We start from the raw sequence: 12464 nt of genomic DNA on the forward strand, positions 1-12464 counted from the left end.
CGCCAGACGACACCCTGCGCTCCGGCGTAACCACTAACATCCGACAATGCGCACATCCTCATCGCTGCTACGGGCCTTTCGTCCCCAAGTCCAAGAGCGCCTCTACGACTTCTACGAAGAGCTGCGAAAGCGCCGACGACCTCTTCTGGGACCGCCACCTGGACGCCTGGGTCGCGACCGGGCACGCAGTGGTCAGCAGCGCCGCAGGTGACCCGAGGCTGTCCTCGGTGCGCTATCCCGACATCGCAGCCGTCTCCGAGGAACTGCGGCCGCTGGCCCGAGTCCTGAGCCGGCAGATGCTCTACAGCGACGTCCCCGACCACCCCCGGCTGCGGGCCCTGATCAGCAGGGCTTTCATCCCCAAGGCGGTAGCGGCACTCCGCCCCCGGATCGTCGAAGCCGTCGACCGGATCATCACCGACGCCGCGCCGACCGGCCGGATGGACATCGTCGCGGACCTCGCCCGCCCGCTGCCTCTCACCATCATCTGCGACCTCCTCGACGTACCACAGCAGGATCGCCCCGCTGTCGCCGCCTGGTCCGAGCCGATCGCCGAAGCCATCGGCAACTCCCGGCTCGACGCCGACGGCAACCGCGCGGCCTCGCAGAGCATGGCCGAGATGCTCGCCTACCTCCGCGAACTCCTCACCCGCCACGACACCCCGCCGACCCCCCACACCCTGCGCGCGCTGGTGACCGCACAGGCACAGGACACCGAGCAGAACTTCGACGAACTCCTCGCCAACTGCGCCCTGCTCCTGATCGCCGGCCACGAGACGACCACCCACTTCATCGGCAACGCCACCCTCGCCCTGCTCCGCCACCCGCACGCGGCCGGCCAACTGCGCCGCCGGCCCGATCTGATGCCCGCCGCCATCGAGGAACTCCTGCGCTACGACGCCCCGGTACAGCTGATGCTGCGCCGGGCGCGCCAGGACCTGGACCTGGCGGGCCGCACCATCGTCGAAGGGCAGACCGTGCTCCTCGTAGGCGGTGCCGCCAACCGGGATCCGGCCGTGTTTCCCGATCCCCATGTACTGGACTTCGAGCGGCCCGGCGGACGGCACATGTCGTTCGGGCACGGACCGCACTTCTGCCTCGGCGCGGCGCTGGCCCGGCTGGAAGGCGCGATCGCACTGGAAGCACTCCTCACCCGGCTCCCCGGCCTGCGCCTGGACGGCACCGCGCCGCAGTGGCAGCGCAGCCTCAACTTCCGCGGCCTCACCCGGCTGGACGTCGCCTTCACCCCGTTCTCGGACGAACACGACACAGGCCCGCAGAACCTGCGGACCGACGGTCCCCCACGCGGCCTCAGCCGCGCGACACCTGTCGGCGAGCGTGGTCACTGATGGTCGTCGCGGTGCCCCGGGTCACAGCCACCGGACAGTTCGCGCCACCCGGGTCACGACCGCCGCGTAGCCGACGCCGACCACGAGAGAGGCGAACAGGGCGGTGAGCGGGAAGTCCTCCTGGAGGTAGGGGTAGACCTGGTAGTGCGTGAGGTAGATGTAGAGGGAACTGCTCGCCAGGACACCCGCGAGCGCGCTGAGCGGGCCGAGGCTGGGCAGGGTCGGCACCCAGATCAGCAGCCCCGCCCCGGCGATCACGATGGCCGTGCGTATCGGCTGGTCCTGGAACAGACCGGGCAGGGTGAACAGCAGCACGGCCGTCAGCAGCGCCCGTTGCCGCACGGTGCTCGCCCGCGCGGCCGCCCAGCCCAGCGCGAACAGCCAGAAGACCACGGTGGGGCTCAGCTGCGGGCGGGCGGACGCCAGGTCCAGCAGGTCATAGCGGCCGACCAGGCCGACGGCCACGAGCGCCAGCGGCACACCGAACACGTACCGCCGCTCCAGCCGGGCCAGCAGGGGCACGGCCATGAGGACGGCGAGGACGACGAGGAAGTAGACCAGGGCCTCCACGAACCAGTAGGCCCAGTCGAAGCGGTCGTTCCCCTGGTCGAGCAGGCTGTTGAGGAGCAGGGCGTTGGCCGGGTCGTAGAAGTCGGTCAGGATGACCGCGCCGGTGATCCACACCATGCTCGGAACAGCGATGCGGGCGATGCTGCGCCACAGGTTCCGTATTCGCTCGCGGAGTTCGGCATCGGTCAGCTGGAAGCGGGCGAAGTTGTAGCCCGCGATGCCGATGAGGATGTGAGCGAAGCCCTTGATGTCGAAAACCTGGACGTGCGAGCCGACGATGAGGACGATCCCGAGGGCGCGCAGGGCGATGCTGGTCTCCAGGGTGCGGCGGGTCCTCCAGGACCGCGGGTTCGTCCAGGCCCGCAGGGCTCTTCGGATGCCCGTGGTCGGCCGGGCCCGCGGTGGCTCCGGCCCGCCCTGTCCTTCCAGCCCTTCCAGCCGTTCGGGCGCGGGCGTCGCCATGGTGTGCAGCTCGCGGAGGGTCCTCGTGTGCCAGTCCGTGGGCAGGTGGCCCAGGGTTTCCTCCAGGCGCAGGGACATCTCGACGTAGCACAGCGAGTCGCCGCCCAGGCTGACGAAGCTGCTGTCCTCGGTGACGTCGGCGCGATCGAGTATCTCCGCGTAGAGGCGGACCAGATCCCCGGCGGGTCGGGGCGTCGCCTCCTGCGAGGGGTGCGTCAGCCGTCGTACGGCCTCGTAGTCGGGCTTGCCCGAGGCCAGGCGGGGCAGTTCGGCGACGGCCCGGACCCGTACGACGCGCGGTGGCAGTCCGCACTTCCGTGCGATCAGCCGACGGATCCGTCCCTCGTCGCCGGCGCGGCTGAGCGCGGCCACCGCGAGCGCCTCCCCGTCGCCCGCGCAGTACGCGTTGACGCCGTGCTCCTCCAGCAGGGTCTCGATGCGCTGCGGGTCGATCCGCAGTCCGAGGATCTTCACGAAGCGGCTGCGGCGGCCCACGATTTCGTACAGCCCGTCGGACGCGCGCCGGGCGAGGTCCCCGGTGTGCAGTTCCCGCACGGTCCGGCCGAGGGCGAGGTCGGCCGGGCTCTCGGCGTAACCGAGCATCACGTTCGGCCCCGAGTAGACCAGTTCGCCGACACGAGGTCCGTGGCCGTCGACCGGCTGGAGCCTGAAGGAGCCGCCGGGTATGGGCACGCCGACGGCCTCGGGACGCTCGGCGGCGAGGTGCGGCGGGAGGTAGGCCATGCGGGCCGTGGCCTCGGTCTGCCCGTACATCACGAACAGCCGCCAGCCCGATCGGCGGCCCAACTCGGCGTAGCGGGCGACGCGTTCCGGTGCGAGTCGGCCCCCGGCCTGGGTGACGCGGCGCAGGTGCGGCAGGTCCATCCGCTCGAAGCCGATCCGGTCGAGCAGGTCGAAGGTGTACGGCACACCGGCCAGCGAGGTGCCGCGGGCGGCGTGGAACTCCGCCCAGAAGGCCGCGTCGGACACCGACCGTTCGGTGAGGATCAGGCCGGCGCCGCGCAGCAGATGACTGTGGATGACGGACAGGCCGTAGCAGTAGTGCATGGGCAGCGTGGTGGCTGCCCGGTCCGTGTCGTCGATGCCGAGGTAGGTGGCGATGGACTCGGCGTTGGCCTGGAGGTTCTCGTGCGAGAGCCGCACCAGCTTGGGTGAGCCGGTCGAGCCGGATGTGCTCAGCAGCAGGGCGAGGTCCGGGTGGAGGGTGTGGGCGCTCTGTGGGTTCCGTTCGTCGAGGGTCCACCTCCCGTCGGCATCCGGGCGGGCCACGACGTCCGGGGCGTACGCCTGAGTCAGTGAGCGGATGGTGTACTCGCTGTCGCCGGGGACGAGCAGGACGGGGTGACCGGCGGACAGGGCGGCCAGGTGCGTGACGAGCGCGTCGGTGCTGTTGGCTCCGGCGAGCAGCACCAGGCGCCGGACAGGCCCGAGGCGTTCGGCGGTGACGGCAACCCGCTCGGCCAGCTCGCCGTACGACACGTGTCCTTCCGGGGTGACGAGCGCGACGCGGTCGCCGTGGTCCGCCAGGCGGTGTGCGAACGGCACGGCCTTCGGTTGCGGGAGCGGCACCGCGGGTGAGGCCGGAGCGGCGGGTGCCGGGCGGGGCCCGGAGAGGTGGATCACGGGGCGCGCCCTTTCTGCGGCAACGTCCGCTTGTCAGCACGGAGCCCTTGACGTTTAGGTAAGCTTTACCTTATTCATAGCATGGTCGTAAACAAGCCACAGAAAAGTCACAGGAACGCTTCGCCCCCCGCTCTCCACCGGCATGACCGGCGGTAGAGGCGAGCCCCGCAGGAAGGCACACGGACACCATGCGACGCCCCTCGGTTCGCCGGATAACCGCGCTGGTCGCGGCCGGTCTGCTGCTCCCCGCCCTGGCCGCGTGCGGCTCCGGCGACAAGGACGGCGCGGGTGACGGCGGGAACCCCTCCCTCGTCATCTACACCGGCCGCAACGAGAAGCTCGTCAAGCCACTTCTGGACAAGCTGGAGAAGGCCGTGGACACCAAGGTCGAGGTGCGCTACGGCGACAGCGCCGAACTCGCCGCCCAGATCCTGGAGGAAGGAGACCGCACCAAGGCCGGTCTGTTCTTCTCCCAGGACGCCGGCGCACTGGGCGCCCTCTCCAGGGAGGGCATGCTGCAGAAACTGCCCCAGGGCACCCTCGACGAGGTCGACGAGGCGTACCGCGGTTCCGCCGGCGACTGGGTCGGCCTCTCGGGACGCGTCCGCGTCATCGCGTACAACCCGGACCAGGTCGACGAGGACGACGTCCCGGACAGTGTCTTCGACGTCGTCAAGCCGGCGTGGAAGGGCAAGGTGGGCTTCGCGCCGACCAACGCCTCCTTCCAGGCGTTCGTCACCGGCATGCGCGTTCTGAAGGGCGACGACACCACCCGCAAGTGGCTTGCGGACCTGAAGGCGAACGGCGCCAAGACCTACGCCCACAACCTCGCCACCCTCGATGCCGTGGAGGCCGGCGAGGTCTCCCTCGGCCTGGTCAACCACTACTACTGGTACGAGCGCGTCGCCGAGAAGGGCGAGGACAAGGTCAACTCCAAGCTGCGCTTCCTGCCCGGCAAGGACCCCGGCGCGCTGATCAACGTCTCCGGCGCGGGCATCCTCAAGGACAGTGGGCAGAGCGCGGCCGCCCAGAAGGCGGTGGACTACCTGCTGTCGAAGGAGGCGCAGAGCTACTTCGCCGACGAGACGAAGGAGTACCCGCTGGCCGCGGGTGTCACCAGCACCGTGGAGGACCTGCCGCCGCTGGAGTCGCTGCAGTCTCCCGACATCGACCTCGGCAAGCTGGATTCCCTCCAGGAGACGCTGGCCATGCTCCAGGACGTCGGACTGGTCTGACCCGCCGTGCGCACATCACCGTCCACCTCGCGCCCGGCCGGGGCCCCCGCCCCGGCCGGGCGCGAGCGCGGGGCCGGGCCGGGCGACTCGGGTCGTTCACTGCGCAGGCCCGGAAGGCCCCCTGCCCAGCGGAAAGGGCGTACGGCCGGGCGAAGGCCGCCCCTGGTCCTGCTCGTCCCCGCCGGCGTGGCCGCCCTCTTCGCCCTGCTGCCCCTCGGCTACCTCGCCGTCCGCGCCTGGGAACGCGGCCCGGTGTTCGCCTGGAGTGTCGTCGCCGACGAACGCACACTCCAACTCCTCGGCCGCAGCCTCGGCCTGACCGCTGTGGTCGTGGCGGCCTGCCTGGTGCTGGGCGTCTCGCTGGCATGGCTGACCGTGCGCACCGCACTGCCCGCGACCCGCGCCTGGTCCGTGCTGGTCGCGCTGCCGCTGGCCGTGCCCAGCTACGTCGCCGCGTTCGCATGGCTGTCGGCCGGGCCGGACCTCGCCGGGTTCGGCGGCGCGGCACTGGCCCTGACACTGGTCAGCTTCCCGTACGTCCATCTGCCGGTCGCCGCCGCGCTCAGGGGCATCGACCCGGCGCAGGAGGAGGCCGCTCGCTCCCTCGGGCACGGCCCGCTGCGGACGTTCGTCAAGGTCACCCTGCCGCAACTGCGCCCGGCCGCCGCAGGTGGGGCACTGCTCGTCGCGCTGTACGTGCTCTCCGACTTCGGCGCGGTCTCCCTCATGCGGTACGACACCTTCACCCGTGCCATCCACACCTCCTACCGCGCATCCTTCGACCGCACGCCGGCCGCCGCGCTCAGCGTGGTGCTGGTGGTGATGACGATCGCGCTGGTCGCCGCCGAGGCCCGTACTCGCGGCCGGGCCGGACACGCCAGAACCGGAACCGGCACCGCCCGCCCGGCCGTTCCCCTCGCACTCGGCCGATGGCGGCCGCTCGCCCTGCTGTGGTGCGGGGCGGTGGTGGCCGTCGCCGTGGCCTTCCCGCTGGGCACCCTCGGGTACTGGCTGACCGTCGGCAGCTCGGCCACCTGGGACCTGAGCGGGCTCGCCCAGACGGCCTGGACCACCCTCGGCGTCGCGGCGGCGGGCACGGGCCTCACCACGGTCCTCGCCCTGCCGGTCGGTGTGATCGCCGCCCGGCACCGGGGGCGCGGAGCCCGCCTGCTGGAGCAGGCGGCTTACGCGGGTCACGCGCTGCCCGGTATCACGGTCGCGCTCGCCCTGGTGTTCTTCGCCGTGCGCTACGCGTACCCCCTGTACCAGCAACTCCCGCTCCTGGTCTGTGCCTACGCCGTCCTCTTCCTACCTGTCGCGGTGGCCGCCACCCGCGCGGCCGTGCTCCAGGCACCGCCTGTCCTGGAGGACGTGGCCCGCTCGCTGGGCCGACGGCCATGGCAGGTCCTCCGCGAGGTCACCGTCCCGCTGGCCGCGCCCGGCGTGGCCGCCGGGGCCGCCCTCACCTTCGTGGTCTGCATGAAGGAACTCCCCGCCACCCTCCTCCTGCGCCCCACCGGCATGGACACCCTCGCCACCCGGCTGTGGACCGAGACCGGCGCCGGATCCTTCGCGGCCGCCGCCCCCTACGCCGCCGCGCTCATCCTGCTGGCCGCCGTCCCCTCCTACCTCCTGGGCAGGCACCGGACATGAACGAACTGCACGTAGCGGGACTCACCAAGTCCTACGGAGCCGGCGGACAACCCGTCCTGCGCGGGCTGGAACTCACCGTCCCGGCGGGCGCGTTGGCCGCGGTCCTCGGCCCCTCCGGATGCGGCAAGACCACCATGCTGCGCATCGTCGCGGGCTTCCTGCGCGCCGACGCGGGCACCGTCCGACTCGGCGACCGGCTCCTGAACGGGCCCGGCGTGCACCTTCCGCCGGAGCGCCGCCGCATCGGCATCGTCCCTCAGGAAGGCGCCCTCTTCCCGCACCTGAGCGTCGCCCGCAACGTCGCCTTCGGCCTCACCGGTTCCGACCGGGCCGAGCGGCGGCACCGCACCGCGGAGATGCTGGAGCTGGTCGGCCTCGCCGGATACGACGACCGCATGCCGCACGAGTTGTCCGGCGGCCAGCAACAACGCGTCGCCGTGGCCCGCGCGCTCGCCCCGAGGCCGGGGCTCGTGCTGCTGGACGAGCCGTTCAACGCCCTCGACAGCGCGCTGCGAGCAGGAGTGAGGTCAGACGTACGGGCAGCACTGCGGGCGACCGGAGCAACGGCGGTCCTCGTCACCCACGATCAGCAGGAGGCCCTGTCCACCGCCGACCTCGTCGCCGTCGTACGCGACGGCCGGGTCGCCCAGTGCGCCACCCCACAGGACCTCTACCAGCGCCCCGCCGACCCCTGGGTCGCCGACTTCGTCGGCGACGCCGTCCTGCTCCCCGGCACCGTCGACACCCACGGCACGGCCCGGACCGCCCTGGGCACCGTGCCCCTCGCCACCCGGCCCCACGCCCTACGGACCGGCACGGTACTGCTCCGTCCCGAGCAACTCCGTCTCACCGGCACGGACTCCGAAGGCGCTGTCAGGGGCACGGTGACAGACGTCTGCTACTACGGCCACGACGCCATGGTCACCGTGACCGTCGAGGGCCACGACACGCCCGTCGGCATCCGGGTCACAGGCCCCCTGTCCGTCCGCCCGGGAGAGGAGACGGGTGTCCTCATCGTGGGCGAGGCCGCCCTCCACCCGTAGCAACGGTTACCTGCGACCCTTTCGCCACGTGAGTACTCGATTGCGAAGGGCGTACCGGCTCAGCCGGCCGGGCCCGGAGGGCCATACGCGGATCCGGTGCCCTGGGCCAGGCCGGCGCTAACGGCCCGCCGGTTCCGCGCCGAACCACCCGGCCGGCTCCGCGATCGGCCTGTCGGGCCGGACCGCCCCATGCGGAGGCGCGCTCGGGGCGGTCACGCGGGGGCCGCAGCCGCGGGGCCGACCAGTTCGGACAGCACGTCCTCCATGGTGACGAAGCCGATGACCTTGCCGCTCTCGCCGACGACGGCGGCGAGATGGCTGCCCTCGGCGCGCAGGGCCGTGAGGGTGTCGTCGAGCGGGGTGTCGATGCGCACCCGGGTGACCTTGTGCAGCGCGGTGCGGGGGAAGGGGCGGTCGCGGTCGGTGACGCCGAGGGTGTCCTTGATGTGCAGGTAACCGAGAAGGGCACCCTCAGGGCCGGTGACGGGAAAGCGGGAGTAGCCCGCCTCCGCGGCCACCCGCTCCAGCCGCGCGGGGGTGACGGTGTGGTCGACGGTGCGCATGCGCCGGGCGGGGACGAGGATCTCGCCGACCGGACGGGTCCCCAGTTCCAGCGCGTCGCGGAGCCGTTCGCCGTCGGCGGGTGAGAGGAGTCCCGCCTGGCTGGAGTCGAGGACCATGCGGGCGAGCTGGTCGTCGGTGAAGACCGACTCGACCTCGTCCTTCGGCTCGACGCGCAGCAGTTTCAGCAGGACGTTGGCGAAGGCGTTGATGCTGAACACGACCGGCTTGAGCGCCCGGGTGAGGGCGACCAGGGGCGGGCCGAGCAGCAGGGCGCTGGGCACCGGCGCGGCGAGCGCGATGTTCTTCGGGACCATCTCGCCGATCAGCATGTGCAGATAGGTGGCGAGGGTGAGCGCGATGACGAACGCGATGGGGTGCACCAGGGCGTGCGGGATGTGGGCGGCCTCGAAACCGGGTTCCAGCAGGTGGGCGATGGCGGGTTCGGCGACCGCGCCGAGCACCAGCGAGGAGACGGTGATGCCGAGCTGGGCGGTGGCCATCATCGCCGAGAGGTGTTCCAGGGCCCACAGCGTCATCCGGGCCCGCTTGTCGCCCGTCTGGGCGTGCGGCTCGATCTGGCTGCGGCGCACGGAGACCAGCGCGAACTCGGCGCCGACGAAGAACGCGTTGGTCAGCAGGGTCAGTGCGCCGATGGCGAGTTGCAGGAGGGTCATCGGGCTTCCTCCGCGAGCTGGAGGGTCCGCCCGGTGACCGGTCCGGTGATGCGGACGCGGTCGGCGCGGTGATGGTCGACGTCGAGGACCTCCAGCTCCCAGCCGTCGAGATCCACCACGTCCCCCTTGACGGGGATGCGGGACAGGCGGGTGGCGATCAGGCCGGCCACGGTCTCGTACGGGCCGTCGGGGGCGGTGAGTCCTGTCTGCGCGAGTTGGTCGAGGCGGACGCTGCCGTCCGCCTCCCACACCGCGCGGCCGTCCCCGGTGCGGGGTCCGGGCAGCAGGTCGACGACCTCGACGGGGTCGTGCTCGTCGCGGACCTCGCCGACGACCTCCTCGACGATGTCCTCCACCGTGGCCACGCCCGCCGTGCCGCCGTACTCGTCGATGACCACGGCCATCGTGCGCGCGGCCCGCAGTCGCTCCAGCAGCCGGTCGGCGGTGAGGCTGTCCGGAACCAGCAGGGGTTCGGTGGCCAGCTCCGTGACCGCGGTGGCGGCCCGTTCGTCCGGATCCAGGGCGAGGACGTCCCGGATGTGGACGCTGCCGACGACCTCGTCGAGGCTGTCGCGGTAGACCGGGAAGCGGGACAGGCCGGTCGCGTGGGAGAGGTTCGCGGCGTCGGCGGCCGTCGCGTGCACTTCGAGTGCCTTCACATCGACCCGCGGCGTCATCACGTTCTCCGCCGTGAGCTCGCTCAGGTGCAGGGTGCGGACGAAGAGCTCGGCGGAGTCGGCTTCCAGGGCGCCTTCCGCGGCCGAGTGCCGGGCCAGGGCGACCAGCTCCCCGGGGCTGCGGGCGGAGGCCAGCTCCTCGGCGGGCTCCAGGCCGAAGCGGCGTACAAAACGGTTCGCGGTGCTGTTCAGGTGCCTGATGAACGGGCCGAACGCGGCCGTGAATCCGCGCTGGGGGCCGGCCACCACCTTGGCGACCGCCAGCGGCCGGGAGATCGCCCAGTTCTTGGGCACCAGCTCACCGACGACCATCAGCACGACGGTGGAGATCACCACGCCCAGCACGGTCGCCACCGATGACGCGGCGCCGCCCAGGCCGACCGCCTTCAGCGGGCCGCGCAGGAGCGCCGCCAGCGACGGCTCGGCGAGCATGCCGATCACCAGGGAGGTGACGGTGATGCCGAGCTGCGCGCCGGACAGCTGGAAGGTCAGGCGCCGTACGGCCTTCAGCGCGCCGTCCGCGCCGCGCTCGCCGGCCTCGGCGGCCCGCTCCAGCTCACCGCGCTCCACGGTGGTCAGGGAGAACTCGGCCGCGACGAACACCGCGCAGGCCAGTGTGAGGAGGAGGGCCAGCAGGAGCAGCAGGACCTCGGTCACCGTGCCACCCCCGCTCCCTCGGTCGCACGGGTCGGGCGCGGGATGGCACGGCTGGTACTGGGAGGCTCACCCATCGGGGGAACGTCGCTCCTTCTCGAAACGTATGCAGACAGGGGGTGGAGACAGGATCGCCTGCCTCTACACCAACTGTAAAGGAGGTGCAAAACACCTCACAGGGTGAGGGCCGAGGCGGTCCCCGCGGCCGCGCCCACGGTCCGGCGGCTGCCGACCGCCCGGGCGGCGCCCTCGTCCGCCCAACGCTCCGCCGGGTACACCGCCACCGTAGGCAGGGGACGCGGGAACGGGTCGGCGCGGGCCGCGAGTTGGACCGCGAGAAGGAAGTGGTGGCGGCGGGCGGCGAAGTGGGTCCGCCCGTGGGCGAACAGCGCCCGGCGCTCGGCGGGTTCGAGGCGGTTCACCAGGGCCGTGGTCACCACCACGCGATCCCGTCGGCGGCCGTGGAGCGCGTAGGCGTAGGGGACCGTCATCCGGAAGCACCCGGAAGGATCCGGAAGTACAGCCACCTCCGTCTCCCGCGGCCCGTCCAGCGCCCGGTGGGCCCGGCGACGTACCCGGCCGTGCCGCACCCCATGAGGCTTCAGCCGTCCCCTTCGCCCCCGGACTGCCCCAGCAGGTCACGCAACAGCCGCTCGTCGTCCGGGTCGAGGCCGGTGACGAAGCTGGCCAGCACCGCCTCCCGGTCGTTCTCGGCGTCCAGCACCTTGCGCATCTTCCCGGCGGCCAGGCCCCCATGGTCCGAGGAGGGCCTCCAGGCGAAGGACCGGCCCGCGCGCTCCCGGGTGACCGCGCCCTTGGCCAGCAGCCGGGTCAGGATCGTGATCACCGTCGTGTACGCGAGGTCACCGCCGAGGCGTTCCTGCACCCAGCCGGCCGTGGCCGGGCCGTCCGCCTCCCGCAGTACCGACAGGACCAGCGCCTCCAGCTCACCCTGCCCCCGCCGCCGGGGACGCTGTCGCTGCTCCGCCACGCCCTGCCTCCGTTCCGTCGCCGTCTGTTGCCCGGTCGGACATCGTATAGACGCCCTCGCCACGCCCAATTCACCGACGAGCTCCACGCGTCCACCGACCGGCACAACCTCTGCAAAATCGCAGAAGGCCCTGCCGCCCCGGAACCCGCACGACTTCCTCTACAGTGATGTAGATTCTCAACCCGGGACCCGCATCGGGCCTCGACCGCACACGCCAAGAAGGAGTACGCAGTGGGAGTTTCCCTGTCCAAGGGCGGCAACGTCTCGCTCAGCAAGGAGGCGCCGGGTCTCACCGCCGTCCTGGTCGGCCTGGGCTGGGACGTACGCACGACCACCGGGACCGACTACGACCTCGACGCCTCCGCACTGCTCCTCGACGCCTCCGGCAAGGTCCCCTCGGACCAGCACTTCGTCTTCTACAACAACCTGAAGAGCCCGGACGGTTCGGTCGAGCACACCGGCGACAACCTCACCGGTGAGGGTGAGGGCGACGACGAGTCGGTCAAGGTGAACCTCGCCGCCGTGCCCGCCGAGATCGACAAGATCGTGTTCCCGGTGTCCATCCACGACGCCGAGAACCGCGGGCAGAGCTTCGGGCAGGTCCGCAACGCCTTCATCCGGGTCGTCAACCAGGCGAACAGCCAGGAGATCGCCCGCTACGACCTGTCCGAGGACGCCTTCAGCGAGACGGCGATGGTCTTCGGCGAGCTCTACCGGCACGGCACCGAGTGGAAGTTCCGAGCCGTCGGCCAGGGCTACGCCTCCGGACTGGCCGGTATCGCCACCGACTTCGGCGTCAACGTCTGACACGCACGGAAGCAGCAACACCGGACCTGCCCCCCGGAGGCAGGCCGGGCCGCCGCCTCGCCACGGAGACCGAGACGGAGCCCGAGTCCTCTCCCGCGGCCCGGGCCGAGGAGAAGAACGGCGACGGCGGCCTCTCGGCCG

Annotated in this window: 9 protein-coding genes and 1 pseudogene; 5 read left to right on the top strand and 5 right to left on the bottom strand. The window is 71.8% G+C overall.

Features of this window, described 5'->3' with window-relative positions:
* Positions 1-227 precede the first annotated feature (227 nt).
* A complete protein-coding gene (locus PV963_RS07415; protein WP_274814839.1) occupies positions 228-1349 on the top strand; it encodes a cytochrome P450 in 1122 nt (373 codons plus the stop codon).
* 21 nt (positions 1350-1370) lie between these two features.
* Here the strand turns inward: PV963_RS07415 and PV963_RS07420 are convergent, their stop codons facing one another.
* Positions 1371-4025, bottom strand: coding sequence for an AMP-binding protein (locus tag PV963_RS07420; protein WP_274814840.1), 2655 nt, complete (start codon positions 4023-4025; stop codon positions 1371-1373).
* Positions 4026-4213: 188 nt separating this feature from the next.
* Here PV963_RS07420 and PV963_RS07425 point away from each other — a divergent pair, with 188 nt between their 5' ends.
* The 3 genes from PV963_RS07425 to PV963_RS07435 all read left to right on the top strand — a co-directional run bounded on the left by PV963_RS07425 (position 4214) and on the right by PV963_RS07435 (position 7956).
* Complete coding sequence (locus PV963_RS07425; protein ID WP_274814842.1) at positions 4214-5260, top strand: iron ABC transporter substrate-binding protein; 1047 nt, start codon at positions 4214-4216, stop codon at positions 5258-5260.
* Positions 5261-5446: 186 nt separating this feature from the next.
* The gene (locus tag PV963_RS07430; protein WP_274814843.1) at positions 5447-6913 is read left to right on the top strand and encodes an ABC transporter permease; all 1467 of its coding nucleotides are present in this window, start codon (positions 5447-5449) and stop codon (positions 6911-6913) included.
* On the top strand, positions 6910-7956 hold the full coding sequence (locus PV963_RS07435; protein ID WP_274814845.1) for an ABC transporter ATP-binding protein: 1047 nt from the start codon (positions 6910-6912) through the stop codon (positions 7954-7956). The genes PV963_RS07430 and PV963_RS07435 overlap by 4 nt, the downstream gene beginning before the upstream one ends.
* Positions 7957-8168: 212 nt before the next feature.
* Here PV963_RS07435 and PV963_RS07440 read toward each other — a convergent pair whose 3' ends face one another.
* The 4 genes and pseudogenes from PV963_RS07440 to PV963_RS07455 form a co-directional block, all read right to left on the bottom strand.
* Positions 8169-9194 carry a hemolysin family protein gene (locus tag PV963_RS07440; RefSeq protein WP_274814846.1) on the bottom strand — a complete coding sequence of 342 codons (1026 nt, stop codon included), beginning with the start codon at positions 9192-9194 and terminating at the stop codon, positions 8169-8171.
* Positions 9191-10528 (bottom strand): hemolysin family protein, encoded by a 1338-nt coding sequence (locus PV963_RS07445; protein WP_274814847.1) that lies wholly within the window; start codon positions 10526-10528, stop codon positions 9191-9193. The genes PV963_RS07440 and PV963_RS07445 overlap by 4 nt, the downstream gene beginning before the upstream one ends.
* 176 nt (positions 10529-10704) lie before the next feature.
* Positions 10705-11112 (bottom strand): annotated as a pseudogene (locus PV963_RS07450) (M48 family metalloprotease); the annotation flags it as partial.
* A 14-nt stretch (positions 11113-11126) separates the two neighbouring features.
* Positions 11127-11516, bottom strand: coding sequence for a BlaI/MecI/CopY family transcriptional regulator (locus PV963_RS07455; RefSeq protein ID WP_274814848.1), 390 nt, complete (start codon positions 11514-11516; stop codon positions 11127-11129).
* Between the two features lie 231 nt (positions 11517-11747).
* Between PV963_RS07455 and PV963_RS07460 the strand changes: the two genes are divergently transcribed.
* On the top strand, positions 11748-12323 hold the full coding sequence (locus PV963_RS07460) for a TerD family protein (protein WP_274814850.1): 576 nt from the start codon (positions 11748-11750) through the stop codon (positions 12321-12323).
* Positions 12324-12464: the final 141 nt, after the last annotated feature.

Source organism: Streptomyces coeruleorubidus, assembly GCF_028885415.1.
GTDB lineage: Bacteria > Actinomycetota > Actinomycetes > Streptomycetales > Streptomycetaceae > Streptomyces > Streptomyces coeruleorubidus_A.

Coding starts and splice junctions, on each gene's coding strand:
- PV963_RS07425 (WP_274814842.1), top strand. CDS start 4,214: ATGCGACGCCCCTCGGTTCGCCGGATAACCGCGCTGGTCGCGGCCGGT.
- PV963_RS07440 (WP_274814846.1), bottom strand. CDS start 9,194: ATGACCCTCCTGCAACTCGCCATCGGCGCACTGACCCTGCTGACCAAC.
- PV963_RS07435 (WP_274814845.1), top strand. CDS start 6,910: ATGAACGAACTGCACGTAGCGGGACTCACCAAGTCCTACGGAGCCGGC.